This is a genomic window from Mesorhizobium qingshengii (assembly GCF_027563465.1).
In the GTDB taxonomy this organism is placed as follows: domain Bacteria; phylum Pseudomonadota; class Alphaproteobacteria; order Rhizobiales; family Rhizobiaceae; genus Mesorhizobium; species Mesorhizobium qingshengii_A.
Window position 1 is genome coordinate 32,605 of record NZ_JAPFQA010000026.1, and the last position, 21,617, is coordinate 54,221.

19 protein-coding genes are annotated in these 21,617 nt (G+C 62.3%); 10 read left to right on the top strand and 9 right to left on the bottom strand.

The window, feature by feature from the left end; translation table 11 throughout:
• Positions 1-11 precede the first annotated feature (11 nt).
• From OOJ09_RS29860 to OOJ09_RS29870, 3 genes are all read right to left on the bottom strand, one after another.
• Entirely contained in the window at positions 12-326 is a 315-nt protein-coding gene (locus OOJ09_RS29860) for a hypothetical protein (RefSeq protein WP_269908646.1), read from the bottom strand.
• Between the two features lie 80 nt (positions 327-406).
• Complete coding sequence (locus tag OOJ09_RS29865) at positions 407-1,387, bottom strand: bifunctional riboflavin kinase/FAD synthetase (RefSeq protein ID WP_269908647.1); 981 nt, start codon at positions 1,385-1,387, stop codon at positions 407-409.
• Positions 1,388-1,393: 6 nt separating this feature from the next.
• Complete coding sequence (locus tag OOJ09_RS29870) at positions 1,394-2,254, bottom strand: TIGR01459 family HAD-type hydrolase (protein WP_269908648.1); 861 nt, start codon at positions 2,252-2,254, stop codon at positions 1,394-1,396.
• 304 nt (positions 2,255-2,558) lie between these two features.
• Here OOJ09_RS29870 and OOJ09_RS29875 point away from each other — a divergent pair, with 304 nt between their 5' ends.
• Both OOJ09_RS29875 and OOJ09_RS29880 read left to right on the top strand, forming a co-directional pair.
• On the top strand, positions 2,559-4,544 hold the full coding sequence (locus tag OOJ09_RS29875; RefSeq protein WP_269908649.1) for a TadE/TadG family type IV pilus assembly protein: 1,986 nt from the start codon (positions 2,559-2,561) through the stop codon (positions 4,542-4,544).
• Between the two features lie 128 nt (positions 4,545-4,672).
• Complete coding sequence (locus OOJ09_RS29880) at positions 4,673-5,305, top strand: LysE family translocator (protein ID WP_269908650.1); 633 nt, start codon at positions 4,673-4,675, stop codon at positions 5,303-5,305.
• 53 nt (positions 5,306-5,358) lie between these two features.
• Here the strand turns inward: OOJ09_RS29880 and OOJ09_RS29885 are convergent, their stop codons facing one another.
• A complete protein-coding gene (locus OOJ09_RS29885; RefSeq protein ID WP_269908651.1) occupies positions 5,359-6,183 on the bottom strand; it encodes a DUF2189 domain-containing protein in 825 nt (274 codons plus the stop codon).
• Between the two features lie 266 nt (positions 6,184-6,449).
• Here OOJ09_RS29885 and OOJ09_RS29890 point away from each other — a divergent pair, with 266 nt between their 5' ends.
• Entirely contained in the window at positions 6,450-6,962 is a 513-nt protein-coding gene (locus OOJ09_RS29890; RefSeq protein WP_269908652.1) for a CAP domain-containing protein, read from the top strand.
• Positions 6,963-7,028: 66 nt separating this feature from the next.
• Here the strand turns inward: OOJ09_RS29890 and OOJ09_RS29895 are convergent, their stop codons facing one another.
• The 5 genes from OOJ09_RS29895 to OOJ09_RS29915 form a co-directional block, all read right to left on the bottom strand.
• Positions 7,029-9,710, bottom strand: a complete 2,682-nt coding sequence (locus OOJ09_RS29895) for an EAL domain-containing protein (RefSeq protein ID WP_269908653.1) — start codon at positions 9,708-9,710, stop codon at positions 7,029-7,031.
• A 321-nt stretch (positions 9,711-10,031) separates the two neighbouring features.
• Positions 10,032-11,015 (bottom strand): isopenicillin N synthase family dioxygenase, encoded by a 984-nt coding sequence (locus tag OOJ09_RS29900; RefSeq protein WP_269908654.1) that lies wholly within the window; start codon positions 11,013-11,015, stop codon positions 10,032-10,034.
• Between the two features lie 137 nt (positions 11,016-11,152).
• Entirely contained in the window at positions 11,153-12,688 is a 1,536-nt protein-coding gene (locus tag OOJ09_RS29905; protein ID WP_269908655.1) for a DHA2 family efflux MFS transporter permease subunit, read from the bottom strand.
• Between the two features lie 308 nt (positions 12,689-12,996).
• Positions 12,997-14,175, bottom strand: a complete 1,179-nt coding sequence (locus OOJ09_RS29910) for an HlyD family secretion protein (protein ID WP_269908656.1) — start codon at positions 14,173-14,175, stop codon at positions 12,997-12,999.
• Positions 14,172-14,651: a MarR family winged helix-turn-helix transcriptional regulator gene (locus OOJ09_RS29915; protein ID WP_269908657.1), complete on the bottom strand. Its 480-nt coding sequence runs from the start codon at positions 14,649-14,651 to the stop codon at positions 14,172-14,174. Before OOJ09_RS29915 ends, OOJ09_RS29910 begins: the two co-directional genes overlap by 4 nt.
• A gap of 261 nt (positions 14,652-14,912) precedes the next feature.
• On the opposite strand from OOJ09_RS29915, the gene OOJ09_RS29920 reads away from it, so the two are divergent.
• From OOJ09_RS29920 to OOJ09_RS29950, 7 genes are all read left to right on the top strand, one after another.
• Positions 14,913-15,521, top strand: coding sequence for a CDP-alcohol phosphatidyltransferase family protein (locus OOJ09_RS29920; protein WP_269908658.1), 609 nt, complete (start codon positions 14,913-14,915; stop codon positions 15,519-15,521).
• A gap of 36 nt (positions 15,522-15,557) precedes the next feature.
• Positions 15,558-17,345, top strand: coding sequence for a bifunctional alpha/beta hydrolase/class I SAM-dependent methyltransferase (locus OOJ09_RS29925; protein WP_269908659.1), 1,788 nt, complete (start codon positions 15,558-15,560; stop codon positions 17,343-17,345).
• Between the two features lie 5 nt (positions 17,346-17,350).
• Complete coding sequence (locus OOJ09_RS29930; RefSeq protein ID WP_269908660.1) at positions 17,351-18,676, top strand: phosphatase PAP2/dual specificity phosphatase family protein; 1,326 nt, start codon at positions 17,351-17,353, stop codon at positions 18,674-18,676.
• Complete coding sequence (locus OOJ09_RS29935) at positions 18,673-19,116, top strand: hypothetical protein (RefSeq protein WP_269908661.1); 444 nt, start codon at positions 18,673-18,675, stop codon at positions 19,114-19,116. Before OOJ09_RS29930 ends, OOJ09_RS29935 begins: the two co-directional genes overlap by 4 nt.
• Positions 19,113-19,775, top strand: a complete 663-nt coding sequence (locus tag OOJ09_RS29940) for a lysophospholipid acyltransferase family protein (protein WP_269908662.1) — start codon at positions 19,113-19,115, stop codon at positions 19,773-19,775. The genes OOJ09_RS29935 and OOJ09_RS29940 overlap by 4 nt, the downstream gene beginning before the upstream one ends.
• The gene (locus OOJ09_RS29945) at positions 19,775-20,710 is read left to right on the top strand and encodes a phosphatidate cytidylyltransferase (RefSeq protein ID WP_269908663.1); all 936 of its coding nucleotides are present in this window, start codon (positions 19,775-19,777) and stop codon (positions 20,708-20,710) included. The genes OOJ09_RS29940 and OOJ09_RS29945 overlap by 1 nt, the downstream gene beginning before the upstream one ends.
• A gap of 51 nt (positions 20,711-20,761) precedes the next feature.
• Positions 20,762-21,617 (top strand): glycosyltransferase family 2 protein (locus tag OOJ09_RS29950; protein WP_269908664.1); only part of this gene is annotated, 856 nt, incomplete at its 3' end.

A 21,617-nucleotide genomic window follows, 5' to 3' on the forward strand; every position in this document is an offset into this window, starting at 1 on the left:
CGCCGACAGGCTTACGAAAGATTCAACAGCGTCACCGCAATCAGCGCCAGTCCGATCCCGACATACTGCAGCGAGGACACCTCTTCCTTGAAGACAATGGCGCCAACCAGCATGGCGCCGGCCACGACGATGGTGTTGACCAGCGCTCCTGTCACGGCGAGGTTCAACCGTGTGTTGATAATTGCAAATGCCCCGTAGGAGATCGGCGACAGCAGCATGACATATGCCAGGCTGCGGCCGCTGCCGGTCTTGCCCCAGTGCGCGCTCAGACCATCGCAAAGGATAAACAGTCCGGCGCAAACGAGCACAACGCTCCAGACGAACATGTCGATTTTCATCGATGAATGTTGGGCTTTCTGCCGGCCGCCTTCGATGAACTGGTTCACAGTCCGCGGCTTTTCGGCCCTCAGGAGGCGATGGCGCGATCCAGGTCCGAAAGCGGCCTGACGCCGGCAAGCAGCGCCCTCGCCTCGGCTTCGTCGCGCTTCATCTGCGCAACCAGCGCATCGAGACCGTCGAACTTGATCTCGCTGCGCAGGAAACCAAAGAAGGAAACCTGGCAGATTTCGCCATAGAGATCGCCGGAGAAATCGAAGACGAAGGTTTCCAGAAGCGGCGCGCCGTTGTCATCGACGGTCGGACGACGGCCGAAGCTGGCGACGCCGTCATGAAGCGTGCCGTCGGCGCGACGAAAGCGGACGGCATAGATGCCCTCCTTCAGCGCGGCTTCCGGAGAAAGTCTCATGTTCGCGGTTGGAAAGCCAAGGGTGCGGCCGAGCTGCTGGCCGCCCACCACCTCGCTTTCGACAGTGAAACGATAGCCGAGCAGGGCGGCGGCCTCGGTCACCTCGCCGTCGCTGAGCAACCCGCGGATGCGGCTCGACGAGACCACCTCGGCGCCCTCGTCACGAAAGGCGTCGACGAGCGTGACGCCGAAGCCATGGCGCCCGCCGGCCGCCATGAGGTAGGCAGGGCCGCCTTGACGGTCCTTGCCGAAATGAAAATCAAAACCGGTCACCGCATGGGTGATGCCAAGGTTCCTCTCCAGCACATCGGTCACGAACGCTTCCGCCGACAGCGAGGCGAAGTCGCGCGTGAACGGCTGTTCGACCAGCGCGGCAAAACCCAGCAGCGACAGGAGCCGGGCCTTCATCGGCGGCGGAGTCAGCACGAACAACGGCATGTCCGGCCTGAAGATCTTTCGCGGGTGCGGTTCGAAAGTCAGCACCAGGGCCGGCACCCCGCGCCGCCTGGCCTCGGCCAATGCCTGCTGAAGCACCGCCTGATGGCCGCGATGGACGCCGTCGAAATTGCCGATCGCCACCACGCCGCCACGCAATTCGGCGGGTAGCGGCGCCGTTGCCAGAATGTGCTGGAAGGCTGCCATTGTCACCTACCGCAGTTTCGGAATGACGGCCACCGGACGATAGCCATGCTTCTCCAGGAAGGTCACCAACCTTGCCGGATCCGGTTGCGATGCATCGCCATAGTCGCGCGCGTGGATGCCACCAGAGACATAAAGAACGTCAAAACCGTTGTCGACCGCACCCTTCACGTCGGTCATCATGCCGTCACCGATGGCCAGCACCCGCGAACGCTCGACCGGCCGGCCCACAATGTCCGCCACCTCCTTCATCGCGACCTCATAGACCGGTGCGTAAGGTTTCCCGGCGATCAGCGTGCGGCCACCGAGCTGGGCATAGTCGCGTGCCAGGGCGCCGGCGCACCAGATGATGCGCTCGCCGCGCTCGACCATGATATCGGGATTTGCGCAGATGAACGGCAGGTTCCTGGCGCGCAGCCGCCGCAGAAGCTCCGTGTAATCCTCGGGCTTCTCGACCTCGTCATCGAACAATCCGGTGCAGACGACGCCAGATGCCTCGAACTCCTCGACAAGCTCGACATCGAGACCATCATAGAGCGTGAAATCGCGATCGCCGCCAATATGGAAAATCTTGCGTGGGCCGTCGGCGATCAGGTCGCGGGTGACATCGCCGGAAGTGACCACGCGGTCATAGGCTGACGATGGGACGCCGATCGCGTTCATCTGCGCCACGACATCGACATTGCGGCGCGGTGAATTGGTGATCAGGACGACAGGGATTTCTGCCTCTCTCGCCCTTGCCAGCGCCGAGGCGGCCGCCGGAAAGTGCCTTTCGCCGTTATGCACCACGCCCCAGACATCGCACAGGATTGCCGAATAGGCTTTCGACACGTCCTCGAGCGAGCCGATGATTTCAGGCGAATCCGCCATGCCGTTTCCTTCAGTCATGATCGTTGCGAGCGCCGCGACCGACGGTTCGCCGCAGCCGGTTCGGATTAACCGAACCGCTCAGGCCTGTCACCAGCTTTCGCGGGTACCCGAGCATCGTCCGCAGGCCGGCATTGTCCCGATGCGGGATACCCTGCCTGCCCGGATGAAGAACAAGCTTGCCGGATTGGTTAGCGGTTGGTGAAGCGCCGACCAAGCAATCGAGCGGTTTCCCAAACTCGTCCTTCAGCGTTTTGTGGAAAGCTGGCGTCGATCGAGAATCCGCCGGCGGGGGCCGCTGCAAGACATGCATGAACTCTGGCGTCAGTTCTGCCGCGACAGACGCGGCAACTATGCTCTTATGACGGTCGTTGCGATGGTTCCGCTCATGGGCGGCCTGGCGATGGCGGTCGACTTCACCGAGATGAACCGCGAAAAGCAGATGGTGACGAATGCGCTCGACGCCGCCAACTTCGCCACGGCGCGCCGGCTGACGGAAGGCGCGACCGACGACCAGCTAAGAGCCTATGCGGTCGACTTCTTCAACGCCAACCTGAACAATATCGATCCCGCCAACACGACGCTCAGCGTCACCTTGCCAAGCAACACCAGCGGCGGCGGCTTGCTCAAGATGAGCGCGCGGCTTGACTACAAGCCCTATTTCTATCCTGTCTTCGCCCAGCTCGTCGGCAAATCCCAAGCCGAGGCCAACCAGAAGATCAGCTTTGACGTCACCTCCGAAGTGCGGCTGAAGAACACTCTGGAAGTCGCCCTGGTGCTCGACAATTCCGGTTCGATGGTCACGCCCGGAACAGGCTCGGGACAAAAGCGAATCGATCTTCTCAAGGACGCGGCCAAACAGCTGGTCGACACGCTTGCCCAGCAGGCGGCGATGATCAAGCAGGTCGACAAGCCGGTGCAATTCGGCCTCGTGCCATTTGCCGCCTCGGTCAATGTCGGTCCTGGCAACGGCAACGCATCATGGATGGACACCGAAGGCCTGTCGCCGGTATCGAACGAGAATTTCGACTGGTCGACGCTGAACGCGGCCAACAAATACGCCCAGCAGACCAACGGCATCTGGTACAAGCGCGGCACCGGTTGGGGCAGCGAGGAAGGCCAGATGCTGACCCGGTTTTCGCTCTACCACGACATGAAGGTCGTCACCAACCACGAGCGCGTCGTCAGCAGCAAGCGCGTGGTTTGCGACGAATACAACTGGAACAACACCTGCAAACGCAGCCATGACGAATATGACTATATCGATTCCTATGGTCCGTTCGCGAACTGGCAAGGATGCGTGGAAGCCCGACCTTATCCCTATAATGTCAACGACGCCGCGCCGTCCGGCGGCTCGGCTAACACCGGCATAGGCGTCGGCGATCCGGCGACGATGTTCGTGCCGATGTTCGCCCCGGACGAACCCGGTAATCATTGGAAGCTCACCCAGGACCCAGACGAGGCCGCGCCGACGACCTACGGCGCCGTGAACAGCTGGTGGAACGACGACCCGTCGAGCAGCACCGGTCAGTCCCGGCTGCGCAACATGGCCAAATATTTCCAGCCGCGGCCAATCAATGCGCCGGCGCTATCCGCCGGCAATGGCCCGAACTACAGCTGCACCACCAGCCCAATCACGCCGCTGACCGACGTCAGCGTCACAACGGGGCTCACCGCGATCAAGGCGGCGATCGACCTGATGCAGCCGAATGGCGGCACCAGTGTTCCCGAGGGCATGGCGTGGGGCTGGCGGGTGGTTTCGAGCGGCGAGCCGTTCACGCAAGGGCGCCCGGAAACGGAAAAAGGCAACGACAAGGTCGTGATCGTGCTGACCGATGGCGCCAACACCTACTATACGCCTTCGTCCCTGGGCTATTCCGATCCCGCCGACACGAAATCGACCTACGCATCCTATGGCTATCTCAAGCCCGGCTACAACGGCACCTCGGTCGGCCGCATGTTCCTGGGCACGTCGAGCGCCATCGGTCAGTTCGACTATTCGAACGGCAACTACACCAACGCGCTCAACGAGCAGATGGCGACGCTTTGCAACAACGCCAAGGCAGCCAATATCATGGTGATGACGGTGGCGCTCGACCTGTCCACCACCAAGACCAGCGACAAGCAGGCGATCGACGCGCTGAAATCCTGCTCGTCGGACTCACGCTTCCGCAAGGATCCGACCGACGCGAGCAAGCCGGCCAAACTGTTCTGGAATGCGACCGGCGCCACCTTGTCGAACGATTTCAAGGAAATCGGCAACGAATTGTCGAACCTGCGCGTCGTCAGCTGATCCGAAGGGCAGCGGTAGCGCACTGGCGCAACGGCTGGCACCGCCATGCTCTTGCGCCCGCCCGCCGGGGCGGGCAGATGTTGACCGCGCTACCGTGCATCCATCGCGGCGCGCTGGGGAGTGAACAGATGCCCGAAGCCGCCAATCATCTCGCCTTTGCGCTGGTCTGCCTCGGCATGGTGCTGACGCCTGGCCCCAACATGATCTATCTGATCTCGCGTTCCCTGTCGCAAGGGCCCAAAGCCGGACTGATCTCGCTTGGTGGCGTCGCGCTCGGCTTTCTCTTCTATGTGCTGTCGGCCGCGTTCGGCATCACCGCATTGCTGCTCGCCGTGCCCTTCGCCTATGACGCGCTGCGCTTTGCCGGCGCGCTTTATCTCCTGTGGCTGGCCTGGCAAGCGGTGAAGCCCGGCGGACGCTCGCCGTTCCAGGTGCGCGAATTGCCGAAAGACCGGCCACGCAAGCTGTTCATGATGGGCCTGATGACCAACCTGCTCAATCCGAAGGTGGCAGTGCTCTATCTGTCGCTGCTGCCGCAGTTCATCAGCCCCGGCAAAGGCCATGTCCTGTCGCAGCTTCTGGTGCTCGGCGCCACGCAGATATCGATCAGCCTCAGCGTCAATGCCATCATCGCGGTGACGGCAGGCTCGATCGCCACCTTCCTCGCCGGACGGCCGCTGTGGCTGGTCATCCAGCGCTGGATGATGGGGACCGTGCTGACGGCGCTGGCGCTGAAGATGGCGACCGACGCGCAACGCTGAGGGCTTCCTGGTTTTCCGAAAAACGGCCCCACTTTACGGAATCACGGTCCAGCCTACATTGGCCGCCTTATCTGCTGCGCCCGCTCCGGTTCGACCACCCTGCGGTAGAGGTGCCAGGTGGCATGGCCGAGCACCGGCATGACCACGGCGAGCCCGGCAAACAGCGGGATCGAGCCGACCACGAGAAGCACTGCGACCAACAGACCCCACAGTGCCATCGGCAGCGGATTTGCCATCACCGCGCGGGCCGACGTCTCAATGGCCGAGACCGCGCCGACGTCGCGGTCGAGCAGCAACGGAAAGGCAACCACGGTGGTGGCCAGCACGACCACGGCAAAGACGAAGCCGGCGGCGTTGCCGGCGAGGATCAGCGTCCAGCCCTTGCCGGTCATCAGCACCTCGCGGACAAAGCCGCCGATCGACGCTGGTGGCTGATTGCCGAACAGGCCGGTGTAGATCGATTGCGCGGTGTACAGCCACAACAGGAACAGCGCTACCAGCATGGCGCCGATCACCGCGATCGAGGGAACCGCCGGCGAGCGGCGCACGTCGAGTGCGTGCCGCCAGGAGGTGTTCATGCCGAGCTCGCGCCGGCGACTGATCTCGTAAAGACCGATCGCCGCAAACGGCCCGACCAGGGCGAAACCCGACATCAGGGGATAGATGAGCTGGATGGCATTGGAGCCAGACGTCCACTGCGTCAGGATCAGACCGACAACGGGGTAAATCAGGCCCAGGAAGACGTAGTGCGACGGTTTTGCCCAGAAATCCTCGACGCCGAGACGCAGTGCGGCGCTGAGATCCGCCGTGGTGATGCGACGCACCACGGGTTGCACATGCACCCCACGCGCGTCCGCCATGACATGAAAACCGGCCATAACCTTCCTCCCGTGTGTCGGGGGCGGTCACCGCCTGGATGGCCGCCCGCAGCTGCCACTAGTAGATGCAACACCATAGACGATTTGCCAGGACTTGTCGCCGAATCGATGGTCTCGGACACGCCCTCACGGGATTGTCATCGCCATGTCGGCGAAAGCCGGCGGCGCAGCATTTCGGATCTCCTTTCCGAATCTGCTTGGCCTGTTGTCGCGATTTTCACCGCCCTGCCCGGCAAAAGCCATGATCGCGACTATGTCAGGCAGGCATGACAGCTCAAGAAATCGAAATCCGTCAAGCAGGCCTGAACAGGCGCAAATGGCTCCAGGCAGCCGCCCTCGCGGCATTGGCCGGGCTCGCTGCCTGCAGTACCGTTTCGCTGCCAACCGGTGAAGGCGCCGGGGTCTCCTCCTCCGCCACCGGCACGTTGACCAGTATCCGCGCCTCGGCGGGTCTCGCGCCGCTGATCCCCGACGCGCAACTCGAACAGGCGGCCTTGCAGCAGGCCGGCTACATGGCGCAGGGTGGCCGCATGACCCACACCACCGGCTGGGGCAAGGATTTCGCCTCGCGGGTCAAGGGCAACGGCATCGCGGGTGCGGCGGCCGAGAACATCGCCGAGGGCCGCTTCGACCTGCAGAAGCTGTTCGACATCTGGGTGCATTCGCCCGGCCACCGCCGCAACATGCTCGACCCGCGCTTTACTCGCTTTGGCCTTGCCTATGTGCGCGACGGCCGCGACAGCAACCTCCGCTACTGGAGCCTTGTGCTCGGAAAATAAAAGCAGGCGTATCGCCGCCCGTGCGATCTTCGTCGAGCCGACCGGGCCCGCTTGCTGAGCAGTCCGTCAATCCTTTTGGTTGAGCAATTTCTCGATGTCGCGGGCAGAGACCGGCTTGCTGAAATGGTAGCCCTGCATTTCGTCGCAATTGTTCTTGAGCAAGAAGGCCACCTGATCGTCGGTTTCGACACCCTCGGCGATGACCCTCATGTTCAGCTTTTGACCCAACGAAATCACGGCGCTGGCCACAGCCTGATCGTTTTCGTTGTCGGCGACGTCGTTGATGAAAGACTTGTCGATCTTTAGCCGCGCAACTGGAAAGGTCTTGAGCGCGCTGAGGCTGGAATAGCCGGTTCCGAAATCGTCGATCGATATCTGAACGCCCAGGCTTTGCAGTTCGTTCATTGTCGCGACCGCCAATTCGATATCCTGCATGATGAGGCTTTCGGTCACCTCCAGCTCGAGATATCTGGCCTCCAGACCGCTGTCCCTGAGTGCATTGACGACGCGACCGACCAGGTTCCTTTCTCTGAACTGCCGTGCCGACACATTCACACAGACGGTCATCGGCGGCAGACCCGCATCCTGCCAGGCCATGTTCTGTCGACACGCTTCATGCAGAGCCCAGTCGCCGATCGGCACGATCAGACCCGTCTCCTCGGCCATCGGAATGAAACTGGCCGGCGCTACCACCCCCAGTGCCGGATGGTTCCAGCGAATCAACGCTTCGACCGCAAAGACGCGCCCTGAGCGAAGATCGACTTGCGGCTGATAGAGCAGCGCGAATTCTGAACGGGCCAGGGCGTTTCGCAACTCCTCCTGAAGCACGAATTTTTCATGCGCACTCAAGTTGAATTCGGGAGCATAAAACTGGAAATTGTCGCGGCCGAACTCTTTTGCGCGATACATAGCCGCATCGGCATTGGCCAGCAGAGTTTCCGTGCTCGTTCCGTCCTTGGGGTAGTTTGCGATGCCGATGCTGGCTGTCGCCCTCAGCCAATGCTCTCCAAGATGAACTGGCTCGGCAATCGCTGTGCGGATCTTCTGCAAGGTCTCCGAAATGAGATCGACGTTCGTCGGTTGATCAAACAGGACGATAACAAATTCATCGCCGCCAAGTCGGACCACGGTGTCGGTCGCTCTTACGCATTCAACCATGCGGTTGGCGACAATCTTCAGGAGCTCGTCTCCGGCATTGTGGCCGAGCGTGTCGTTGACGAGCTTGAAATTGTCCAGATCGATGAACACCACCGTCACCCAGCGATCGTATCGCTGCGCGTACAGGATCGCTTGAGAAAGCCGGTCCTCCAGCAAGGCGCGATTGGGAAGACCGGTCAGCACATCATGGTTGGCCATGAAGTGGATCTGGTCTTCAGCCAGTTTGCGCTCGATCGCGATTCCGGCAATGTGGGTCGTGAAATCAATCAGCCGGGTCTCGGCCTCGGCCGGTTCGCGCACCGTCATCGAATACATCGCGAACACGCCCAAGACGGTGCCCTGATGCGACAGGATCGGGGTCGACCAGCACGAACGATAGCCGAAGGCCGACACCAGTTCGCGATAATCTTCCCAGAGGGGGTCCTGCACGATGTCGGCGACAATGACCGACTCCCGCCGGTAGACGGCGGTCCCGCAGGATCCCACCTTCGGACCGATAGCGACACCGTCGATGGCGTTCGTGTAGTCTTTCGCCAGGCTCGGCGCGGCGCCGTGCCGCAAGTGGCGGCCGTCCTTGTCGAGCAGCAAGACGGAACCGAATATCCCAGTCAACTGGGATTCCACGAGGCGCATGAGACGGTCGAGGACGGCCTCGAGCGGAGCGCTCATCGCGATCATTTCCAGGATATGCGCCTGCCCGTTCCTAAGGACGTCCGCTTGCTTGCGGGCAGTGATGTCATGGGCAATGCCAACCAGACCGAGGATTTCGTTTTGAGCATTGCGCAACGGCACCTTCGTCGACGAGAGCCATTTGCCGGTGCCTGACGCATCGACAATGAACTCCTCCTCGTCGATCACCGGTTGTCCGCTGTTGAGGACGTTCTGCTCGATGAGGCGAAATTTCTGCGCCAGTTCCGGGGCATGGAGATCAAAATCGGTCAAGCCGATCATGTCTCTGGTCTTATCCCGGCCACTGTCGGCCGCAAGAGCGCTGTTGACCACGACAAAGCGGCTTTCCCTGTCCTTGACCCAGAGATAGTCGGGCACCCAGTCGATCAACGTTTGCAGCGAGATGCGCTCGTCGACAATCTGGCGATTGGCAGCGAGTTCCGTAATGTCCTCATGCGTGGCCACCCAACTGCCATCGGGCATCGGCTGATGGCAAATCTGAATAGTTCGACCGTCAGTGAGTTTGGCGATCCAGATTTTCGAAGCGGTGCCCGAATTGACCGACCGGACCAATGCGAGATAGGCCTCGGCTGCCATCGTGGATGTTCCGGCGGCAACGCGGCGTTCGACGATTTCGCTCAATGTCAGACCCGATTGCAATCGCCCAGGCGCAATGCGGTAGATCTCCGCATAGCGCCGGTTGGACAGGATCAGCCGTTCATCGGCACCGAAAAAGCAGATGCCTTGCGAGATGTTGTCGATCACCGTCTCGAGCCGCAGCGCCTGTGCTTCGAGCGTTGCGACCGTCGCCCGAAGCTCGAGCTCAAGAGTTTCGTACGAAGCAGTTGCCAGTTTTGCAAGTACGGCCAGACTGGCCGACTCGGGCGCTTCGGTGACTTGCCTGGATGATTTCGTGACCAAACAGAGTTCCTCGGATTTTGTGCTTGGGAAAAACCGCCACCTGCAGAATGAAAGTCGGCCTATAGTGTTACCGATGTACTAATGACAGATAAACCGGATCGAAATCGGGCCGCGGGGCCTGGATGCCTGAAACTCAATCGTGCTTCCAGAACCACTCTTGAGCTTTCAGGCTCAGTGTTCTTCGGCATCAGGACGAATTCAGCTGACCACCGCCGCGACACGAGCCGCGCTTCAGCCGCGTCGGCCTCGACTATGCGCGAAGCGATTGCGACAGCGCCATTCGCTACTGGAGCCTCGCGCTTGGGAATAGGATGTTCTCCCCTACGCGGTCGTCGCCTTGAACTTGGCCATGAGGTAGGGACCGGATAGCACCGGTTCGTATTTCGGCGCCTCACCGTCGGCAAGGCATACGTCCAGCACCTCGATCCGCGCATCCCAGTTCGGCTGGTGAAAGAAGGCCATGGACTGGCGCCGGTCCTTGCCGCCCTTGTCGGCCGGCGGATTGACCACGCGATGCAGGGTGGAAACCCAGCGATCGTTGGTCCAGCGCGCCATCAGATCGCCGATGTTGATGACGAAGGCGCCCGGGATTGGCGGAACCGGCGTCCACTCCCCGTCCGGGGTGATGATCTCGAGACCGCGCGACTCGGCCTGCGGCAAGAGGATCGTCAGGCTGCCATAGTCGGTGTGGGCGCCGGCGCGGATCTGGCCGGGTTTCGGCGCGACATGTTGTTCAGGGTAATTGAGGGCTCGTAGCGCACTGATCGGCGCATCGAGATAGCTGTCGAAATAGCTCTCGGGCAGGCCGAGCGCGGTGGCGAAAACCCGCATGATGCGAACGGCGAGGTCCTCGAGCGCGGCATAATAGGCCTTCCATGCCTCGATGAAGCCGGCGGGCTCGGCCGGCCAGATCGTCTCGGCGTAGCAGAAGGCCAACGCCTCCGGATCACGCATGCCCGACGGCACGCGCAGCGGACCGCCGTTGAAACTTTCCTTCAGGTCAGGCGGCGTGTCGACATTGCGCGATTTGGCAAGCGCTTCGAGTTCGGGGCCGAGATAGCCGTAGGGGTAACCCTTATAAGGCGCCTTCGAACGCTGTTTTTCCTCCGGAAGAAGGTCGAAGAAAGCTCGCGCCTTCGACCAGGCGGCGTCGATCACGGGTTCCGGAATGCCGTGGTTCGTCACGGCCAGAAAACCGGTGCCGCGGCAGATGCGGTCGACCTCGGCGCCGAGCGCCTTTTTCTCCTCGTGGCCGGAGCCCTCGAACCGCCCGAGATCGAATACCGGGAATGTCGGATGTTGCATCGCATCTCCTCCAGGCCGAAGCCAATGCTCGCGGAGCCACCAGCGATGCATGACGGCATCGTCGGGACGGAGGCGATATTTCTCGAGCCAACCTCGGTTGGCTAGTGCATGAGCAGCGGAAAACGCTGGCCAGCCTTTTAGTCCATATGCGCGGCGGGTGCCCCACCGGCGGCCGGCGCCCGCGCCGGCTTGCGCAGCAGGAAGACAAACGGGACCGCGACCAACGTCATCATCATCAGTATTTTGAAGTCATTGACATAAGAGATCATCATCGCCTGGAGATTGACCATGCGATCCACCTGGGAAAGCGCCATCTGATTTCCGCTCGCCGCCGCCGGTGAGACCGCCCATAGATTGGGGTTGAACGGGTTGATGAAAGCTGAAAGCTCGGCATGGTTGATCTGCGTGTTGCGCACCATCAAAACCGTCACGACCGACACGCCGATGGACGATCCAAGATTGCGCACCAGGCTGAACAAGGCCGTGGCATCGGTGCGGAAGCGTACGTCAAGCGTGGCGAAGGCCACGGTCGACAGTGGCACGAACACCATTCCCATTCCCAGGCCCTGAATGACGCCGGAGCTGATGATCAGCCAGTTGTCCATCTGAGGCGTGAAGCTGGACATGGTGTAGAGCGACTGCGCGGTCAGGAGAAAGCCGATAACGACGAGTATCCTGGCGTCGATCTTGCTCATGAGTCGCCCGACGACGAGCATCGAAATCATCGTGCCGACGCCGCGTGGCCCCATGACGATGCCGATGGTGACGGTCGGATAGCCGAAGATGGTCGACAGCATAGGCGGCAGCAGCGACATGGAGGCCAGAATCAGCACGCCCATGACGAAGATGAACGCCAGCCCGGTCACGAAATTGCGGTCGAGGAAAATCTTCGGATCGATGAAGGGATGTTCTGATGTCACCGTGTGGATGATGAACACCCAGAACCCGGTGATCGAAAGGCCAAGTTCGATCCAGATCTCGACCGAGGAAAACCAGTCGACCTCGCCGCCGCGATCGAGCAGCAGCTGAAGCGCGCCGACGCCGAGCGATATCATGGCGAAGCCGAAGAAATCGAAGCTGCGCACCCGCCGTGCAACGGCCGGCAAATAGGCAGCCATGCCGAGGAAGGCGACGATACCGACCGGCAGGTTGATGAAGAACACCCAGCGCCAGTTGAAATTCTCTGTCAGCCAGCCACCCAGGGTCGGGCCCAGAATCGGCCCCAGCATGATGCCGGCGCCCCAGATGGCCATGGCCTGGCCGTGGCGTTCCCTGGGGTTGATGTCGAGCAGGAAAGTCTGCGACAGGGGCACGATCGCGGCGCCGAACACGCCTTGCATCAGCCGGAAGAACACCATGGTCTCCAGGCTCCAGGCGATGCCGCACAGCATCGAGAACACGGTGAAGCCGACCACCGCCGTCAGGAACAGTTCCTTGCGGCCGAAGCGGTCGGCCAGCCAGCCGGTCACCGGCGTCATGATGGCTGCGGCAACGATGTAGGAGGTCAGCACCCAGTTGATGTTGTCCGGGGAGGCGCCGAGATCGCCGGTCATGGTCGGCAGCGCGACGTTGGCGATCGTCGTGTCGAGCGCCTGCATGATCGTCGCCAGCATCAGCGCGACCGTGATCAGGCCGCGATGCGGCACTTCGCGAAAGGGTTCTGGCGTGCTCATGATGTGGAACTTCCGGCAGGTAACAAAGTCGTGTACAGTTGGCTTCCGGGCGGCAGAGCCTTCCGTAAGGAGAGACTCTCATCGCGGTGGGACGCGAGTATCGATGTGGGGGTTACATCGACCGAGCGTCTCGACCTGGCGGACGCCTGCCGCCCGGAAACCGAAGGACCAAAGGGTCCGGCGTCGAGTGGTTCAGGGTTGGAGCGAACAGCATCTTCGATGCAGCCCGGCCATCTAACCCTTCTCCCTTCACACCCTCCCCTCGGACCAATCTTGCCATCTGTGTCACGCCAAGCGCGGCGAGCGCCCTATTTGACCTCACCCGCGGTGGCGTGGCCGAATATGGCGGGAAACCCGCGCGAAACGCCGGTGTCCACGGTGACGGCGGTGCTCATGCCGGTGCGCAACGCCATCCGGGCGTCGGCATCGGTCAGCTCCAGGCGCACCGGAATACGCTGCGTGACCTTGACCCAGTTGCCCGTGGCATTCTGGGCAGGCAGCAGCGAGAATTCGGCTCCCGTGCCGGCACCGATCGCCTTGACCGTCGCCTCGAAGGTGCGGCCCGGATAGGTATCGACCACGATCTCGGCCTTCTGGCCGGGCTTCATATGGGTCAGCTGGGTTTCCTTGAAATTGGCTTCGATCCAGGTGTCGCCGGTTTCGACAAGCGAAAAGAGCGGCGTTCCGGAGCCGACATACTGACCGACCTTGAACGACGAAGCCTGGCTGATGACGCCATCGGCCGGCGCCTTGACCGTGGTCTGCGCCAGGTCGTAGGCCGCCTTGTCACGCGCGGCGAGCGCGGCCATCACCGTCGGATGCCTGTCGGTCTCGATGTCGGGATTGCCGGCAAGTGCTGCCTTGGCGCTGATGATGCCTTGCTGGGCAACGGCCAATTGCTGCTTGGCCTTGTCGAGATCGTTTCTTGCCTGGTCCAGCGCCGACTTGGTGTTGATGCCCTTCTGGGCGAGGTCGGCGGCGCGATCATATTGCGACTGCGCGTAGTCGACTTCGCTGGTGGCGGACTTTTCCTGCGCCGTCGCCTGGCTGTAGGCGGCGCGCAACTGCTCGATGCCAACCCGTGCGACAGCAACCGCCGCGTCGGCCTGGGCCAATGCGATCCGGTATGGCTCTGGGTCGATGGCAAACAGCACGTCGCCCTGCTTGACCAACTGGTTGTCAGCGATGTCGACCTGAACGATGCGGCCGGCCGTATCCGATGCGATCGACACCTTGGCCTGCTGCAGATTTGCGTTTTCCGTCTCCTGATAGCGACCGCCGGTGATCCAGACATAGCCGCCGCCAACGACCAGTGCCGCAGGCAGCGCCACCATCAGCAGGGAGCGGCCCAGCCGGCGCTTCTTCTTCACAGGCGATGGGACCGGCTGGACCGGAGGTGCAACCGCCATGGGGGCAGCAGCCGGCTGTCCCGGCGCTTCCATTTCCAGCTTGGTCGCGTTCTCATCGATCTTGGCTACCGCGTTCATGCTGCTGCGCCTTCTGTATTCTTCACTTTTTCAATGGACGGCGTCTCGTCGTCCGCCAGGTTCTGGACCATCGCCTCAAGCCCCGTGATCAGGACGCGGCGATCTTCCGGCGACACGCCGGTCAGCGATTCTTCGTAGACTTCGCCAGCAAGACTCTTGATCAGGGCGTAGGCTTCGCTCGCCTTGGGTGTCAGGAAGATCATGCGGACGCGGCGATCAGCGGCGTCGGAACGACGCTCGATCCAGCCTCCCTCCTCCATGCGGTCGACCAGACGAGAAACGCTGATCGGCTCGATTTCGAGAAGTTCGGCCAGCCGCGCCTGCGCGACACCATCTTCCTTGGCAACGCGGACAAGAAGCCGCCATTGCGCCGAGGAAAGTCCCAAACCACTGGCTCTCGCCTCGAAGCGCTTGCGCATCAGGCGCTGCACGTCGTGGATCAGGAAGCCCAACCTGTCTATGCCATCGGAAACCATGAGCGGGATATATAATAAGCGTGCTCACTATTCAAGATGCCGCATTACGCCAAAAGCTGGCAAATGTGGATGGCAGCCCTGCGATGCAGTCATGGTTAGCGGTTGGTGAACATCTGGCGGGTGGCCATCCCAGTCGGCACGACCGCATCCGCCACGTCAGGATGCACGCCCCGGAGAGGCGCCGTTTCGGCCTCAGCGACCTACTGGTCGCGTCTGACATATTGATGTACAGCCGCAGATCAGGATCGGGGGATCGACGAAATGCCGACGCTTTACGCTCTCAAGCCGGCTTTCCAGGGAAGACTGCGGCCGCTGGTCAATCGGCTGGCGGCAATCGGAGTTACCGCAAACAGCATAACCATCCTGGCGGCCCTATTGTCGATCGCGGCCGGGACGGTCATCGCGATCTTGCATGAATGGCGCTCGCTTCTGCTGCTGATACCCGCGGTGATGTTCGTGCGCATGGCGCTAAATGCCATGGATGGCATGCTGGCGCGGGAACACGGGCAAGCTTCGACGCTCGGCATGTATCTGAACGAATTTTGCGACGTCGTCTCGGACCTCGCGCTGATCTTGCCGTTCGCCGCCTTTCCACAGTTCAGCCCATGGGGCGTCGTCGCCTTCGCCATGTCAGCCGTGCTGACCGAGTTCGCTGGCGTGCTCGGCATCGCCGCCAAGATCGGACGAAACTATGCCGGGCCGTTCGGCAAAAGCGACAGGGCGCTGGCGCTGGGCGTGGTCGCCGTGCTGTGCGCCGCCGGGCTTTGGCCGGCAGCCATCGCACCGCTTGTGTTTCCGGCCATGGCAACGCTTTCGCTGTTGACCGCCATAAACCGGATACGCGCCGGCCTTATTGGCAGCGCCAGCTGAGCATCGAGGCTCGCCATGCCGCCAGAGGGAAAGACCATGTTGCACGAGCCAATCGCAGCCGTGGTTGCGGAAAGCCTTGATCGGCAAGCGCAAGAGCGTGTCTTCCGCAGCCATGACGGGACGGAGATCTTCTACCGGTTCTGGCCGGCGGCTTCCGCCAATGCCAAGGGCGCGGTGGTGCTCTTCCACCGCGGCCACGAGCATGGCGGTCGCATGGCCCATCTCGTCGACGAATTGCAAATGCCCGACCACGCTTTCTACGCCTGGGACGCTCGCGGCAATGGTCGCTCGTCCGGCGAGCGCGGCTATGCCCCTTCCTTTTCGGCCCTGGTGCGCGACATCGACTGCTTCATGCGCGAGATCGCCGTCAAGGATGGCTTCGCCACGCAGGATATTGCGCTGGTCGCGCAATCCTTCGGCGCCGTGCTCGCTGCAGCCTGGGTGCACGACTATGCGCCCAAGCTGCGTGCCATGGTGCTGGCCTCACCGGCCTTTTCGGTGAAGCTCTACGTGCCCTTCGCCAAGGAAGGCATCGCGTTCTGGCAGCAGATCAAGGGGCGTTTCTTCGTCAATTCCTACGTCAAGGCGAAGTTCCTGACCCATGATCCCGTGCGTATCGCCTCTTTCGAGAGCGATCCGCTGATCACGCGGCCGATCGCCTCCAACATCCTGGTCGAACTCTACCAGCATGCGGCGCGCATCGTTGCGGACGCACGCGCCATCACGGTGCCGACGCAGCTTCTGCTTTCGGGGAGTGACTGGGTGGTGCGCCACGGCCCGCAGCACGAGTTCTTCGTCAATCTCGGCAGCCGCGCCAAGGAACGCCATGTGTTGCCGGGCTTCTTCCATGACACGCTCGGCGAGCGCGATCGGGCGCGGGCCCTCGACCTGATCCGGCCGTTCCTGGCCAGGCAGTTCGCCGCGCCGGACGCGCCGGTCGACCTCAAGCAGGCGGATATCGCCGGCTACACGCGCGACGAGGCCGACAGGCTTGCCTCGCCACTAGATCCGCTGTCGCTCAAGGGCCTTCATTGGGCATTCAGCCGTGCCTCCATCCGCATGGGCGCATGGTTCTCGTCGGGTATGAAGGCGGGCGTCACCACCGGCTTCGATTCGGGCTCGACGCTGGATTACGTCTACGAGAACGACGCGCGGGGTCTTACACCTCTTGGCCGCGTCGTCGACCGCATCTTCCTGGAAGCCATTGGCTGGCGCGGCATCCGCCAGCGCAAGCTGCATCTCGAAGAGCTGATCGGTTCCTGCCTGGCGACACTGAAGGCCGCCGGCCGGCCAGTCCATATTCTCGACATCGCCGCCGGCCACGGCCGCTATGTCCTCGATGCCATCGTGAAGTGCCCAGACCAGCCGGCGAGCGTGCGTCTGCAGGATTATTCCGACCTCAACGTCCAGCTTGGCCGCAAGCTGATCGCCGAGCGGCAATTGCCGGCGAGTGTCTCGTTCCAGCGCGCGGATGCTTTCGATGCCGACATGCTCGCCGCCGTCGATCCGGCACCCGACCTCGCCATTGTGTCGGGTCTTTACGAACTGTTCGCCGACAACGCGCTGATCACCCGTTCGCTCGGTGGATTGGCCCGCGCCATGCAGTCGGGAAGCCTACTGCTCTACACCAACCAGCCCTGGCATCCGCAGCTGGAGATGATCGCACGCAGCCCGACCTCGCATCGCGGCGGCCAGGCCTGGGTCATGCGCCGGCGCACGCAAGGCGAAATGGACCAGCTCGTCGAAGCCGCCGGTTTCGAGAAACTCGACCAGCGCATCGACCAATGGGGCATTTTCACCGTCTCGGTCGCACGGCGGCGCTGAACAGGATGGTGTCATCGCTTGCATCCACGGCGCGCGCCGAACCTTACGGCCGGGTGGTCTTCAGGGCAGCTCTTTGGCTGGCCTTCCTGACGCCGTTCTTCTACCTGACCTACGGTTTCGCCAACTGGTTGGCTTCACGGCGCGACGATGTCGGCAGCATCGTGTTTTCCTGGGAGCACAGCATCCCGTTCATCGCCTGGACCATCGTACCCTACTGGTCGATCAACCTTTTCTACGGCCTGTCGCTGTTGCTCAACGATAGCAGGCAGGGGGTCGACCGGCTGGCCGGGCGTTATCTCACGGCGCAGATCGTGGCCGTGGCCTGCTTCGTTCTGTTCCCGCTGACCGCGACCTTCATGCGACCGGAAACGACCGGCGTGCCGGGTTTCCTGTTTGGCGTGCTTGGCGGTTTCGACAAGCCTTTCAACCAGGCGCCCTCGCTGCACATCGCCCTGCTGGTGATCATCTGGGACCACTGGCGCCACCGGCTCGGCGGCCTTTTCCTGCCGCTCTGGCATGCCTGGTGCTTCCTGATCGGCGTCTCGGTGCTGACGACCTGGCAACATCATTTCATCGACATCCCCACCGGCGCGCTGCTCGGTTTTTTTGCGCTGTGGCTGTTTCCGCGCAGCGGCGACTTGCCGTTTTCCGGCGCCCGACTGACCGGCGATGCGAAAGCGCGGCGGCTGGCGCGGTTCTATGCGCTGGGTGCTGTCCTTGCGCTGGCGGGCGCCGCGTTCGGCGCCTTCTTTTCCGCCGTCGCGCTTGTCCTGCTTTGGCCGGCGCTGGCGCTGGCCATCGTCGCCTTCGTCTATGCCGGGGCAAGCACCAAGGTGTTCCAGAAGACGGCGGAAGGCCATGTGTCCCTGGGAAGCCGTATCCTGCTTTCCCCCTATCGACTGGGCGCCAGGGTCAATATCGCGATATGGACGCGCAAGCTCCCGCCGCTCGTGGCGGTCACCGATGGCGTCTTTCTCGGCCGCTTTCCGACGGCGAGCGAAGCCAACAGCTTCGGCACGGTCATTGATGTCGCCGCCGAACTTGAGAAGCCGGCTGGAGCAAATTGCCGTTGGATCAGCTTGCCGATGATCGACTTGTTGCCGCCGCCAGTGACGATACAGCAGCAGACAGCCAGCGCGCTGGAGAGCGCGCGCCGCGACGGCACCGTGCTGGTGTGCTGCGCGCTCGGTTTCCAACGCAGCGCCGGCGTTGTCGCCGAATGGCTGGTGGCGACAGGCAGAGCCAGGACGCCGGTGCTTGCCCGCGAGATGCTCGTCGCCGCCGGCCGGCCGATTCATCTTGCCAAGGCCACGGAGCGGGCGGCGTCATGACGGACAATGACAGCCGGGAACGCGCCAAACGCTTCGCCCGCATGCTGATGCAACAGGCCGCATGGCCGGCTGCAGTTGTGGTGGCCGCAAATATTCTCACGCCCTTGGCTGCTTCGGCGCGCGGCGCCTTCGAGACCTGGCCCGCGGCCGTCGCCCTTTCGGTCGCCGCCGCGAGCGCTGTCGCCGTGCTGGCGCTTTCGACGCTGCTGGCATTCGATGCGCTGCTGTTCCGATTGATGGCCAGCCATGAAGACGAGGCTTCCAGCGGTGCCGCGGTGGATGACATGCTGGCGCGCATGCGCCTGAAGCCTATCCCGTCCGCCATACGCCAGTTCGATGACCGGGTTGCCGGCACGCGCCGGTTGCTCACCCGCCAACGCGCAGCCCTTGGCCTGTTTGTGGTGATGCTTTTCGCGGCGGGATTCTGGGCGCCGCGATGAGCAAGCTTTCGCTCAAGACCTTCACCATGCTGCAGACGGCAACCTCCGTCGGCCTATCGGTCCTGGCCTGGGTGGTGACCGGCGTGCGTCCGATCTGGAATGGCAGCTTGCCGTCGGACCGGCAGCGTATCTATTTCGCCAATCACACCAGCCATGGTGACTTCATCCTGCTATCGGCCTGCCTGAGCGAAAAGGAGCGCGCTATCACCCATGCCGTGGCTGCCGGCGAATACTGGGGGAAGTCGCGGCTGCGCCGCTTCATCGCCGAAGACATGCTGTCGTCCGTGCTCATCAACCGGCAATGGACCAGGCCGGAGGAAAACCCGATCGAGATCATGCTCTCGGTTCTCGATCAGGGCCACTCGCTGATCCTGTTTCCCGAAGGCACCCGCAACATGACCGACCAGCCGCTGCTGGCCTTCCGCTCCGGACTGTACAATCTGTCGATGGCGCGGCCGCAAGTCGAACTGATCCCGTGCTGGATCGAGAATATGTCGCGTGTGCTGCCCAAGGGCCAGTTCCTCCCGGTGCCGCTGCTCTGCCGTGTCGTCTTCGGCGCACCGGTAACGGTGGCCCCCGGCGAAGAACGCCGCGCCTTTCTCGACCGCGCCCACACCACGCTTCTGGCGCTCAACCCGCGCCCCGAGCGAGACGATTGATGCGCCACGACATCTCCATCCTGATCATCGGCCTGCTCGCGGTGCTGACGACCGCCAGCATCGTCGCCGCCATACTTTGCGCGCGGGCGCCGAAGCCACTCAGCTCGACGCTGGTCAATCTCACCCAGCGCATCAACGCCTGGTGGGTGATGGTGGCGCTGATGACGGTCGCCTTCTTCTTCGGCCGCTACGGCATGACCATCCTGTTCGCGCTGATTTCCTTCGCCGCCCTCCGCGAATTCGTGACGCTGACGCATACAAGCCGCAGCGACCATTGGGTGCTGCTTGGCATGTTCGGCATCATCATACCGTTTCAATACTGGCTGGTATGGACCGCCTGGTACGGACTCTTCGTCATCTTCATTCCAGTCTACTGCTTCCTGTTGATGCCGGCCATCACCGCGCTGCATGGCGACACCGAACGCTTTCTCGAGCGGATCGCCGCGCAGCAATGGGCGGTGATGATCTCGGTCTATTGCGTCAGCCATGTTCCCGCGCTGTTGACGCTCGATGTGCCAGGCTTCGAAGGCCGCAACCTGTTGCTGATCGCGTTCCTGATCATCGTGGTACAAGGCAGCGACGTGCTGCAGTACATCTTCGGAAAGCTCTTAGGAAAACACCGTTTTTCGCCAACCGTGTCGCCGTCGAAAACCTGGGAGGGCCTGATCGGCGGACTGGTGTCGGCGAGCCTGCTCGGCGCGCTGCTGTCGTTCGTGACGCCCTTCTCGCCACTGCAGGCGGCGTGCGTGGCCTTCGTCGCCTGCTCGATGGGATTTCTGGGGGGGCTGGTAGCCTCCGCCATCAAGCGTGACCAGGGGGTCAAGGATTGGGGCCATCTCATCGAAGGCCATGGCGGCATGATGGACCGTACCGACAGCCTGGTCTTCGCTGCCCCGATCTTCTTTCACATCGTGCGCTATTTCTGGACGGTCTGAGCCGGCGAACTCTTGCCCGCCGCGCTCGGAGACGGTTGCCGATGCGTCCGGATGGTGAAAAGCGGCCTTGATACCGGCGTGGAACCGTTGTCGGTGGCGACGATCGCGCCGGTGGGTCTTCGGCAAGAAATACCGTGTGTCGGTATGGTTGACCTGCCGACTTTCATGGGAACACATAGCGGGTTGTTCGAGACTATAAGAAGCACTGGGGTCGAGCTTCATGGCGAAAGGCTCGCGCGAAATGACAGATATTTGCGGTTTCCGGAGCTCGTCGGGTCGTTGAAACGGCAAGCGAGCGAGGGGCTGGTTTTCCGCATCGGGCGCTGGATCGACGCCAGATCGTCCGCGTCGGTCGCGCCGGCGGGCAGAGCCGTGTTTACCGCAACGGACATTTCCACGGCGGGCCTCGCGTTCGACCGTCCGACCGCGCCCCGCGTTTCAATCATCATCAGCGCCTTCGGTGGCCTCGCCCAGACGCTGCACTGCCTGCGATCGATCGCGGCAAACCCTCCTTCGGTTCCAGTCGAGATTATTGTCGTCGAGGACGCTTCTGGCGATCCCGGGATGGCAGTGATGGCCGGAATTCCCGGTTTGAGATTTCATGACACCGGAGAAAACGTCGGTTATCTCCGTGCCTGCAATCTCGGTGCGGCGCTGGCCAGCGGAGAATTTCTTCATTTTCTCAACAACGATACAGCCGTTTCGTCGGGCTGGCTGGATGCAATGTTGGAGTTGTTCAACCGCTATCCGCAATGCGGTGCCGTCGGATCGAAGCTGCTCAATGCCGATGGCAGCCTGCAGGAAGCAGGCGGCGTCATCTGGCGCGACGGATCCGCCTGGAATTATGGTCGCTCGGACCATGCCATGCTCAGCGACTACAACTATGTTCGCGAGGTCGATTACTGCT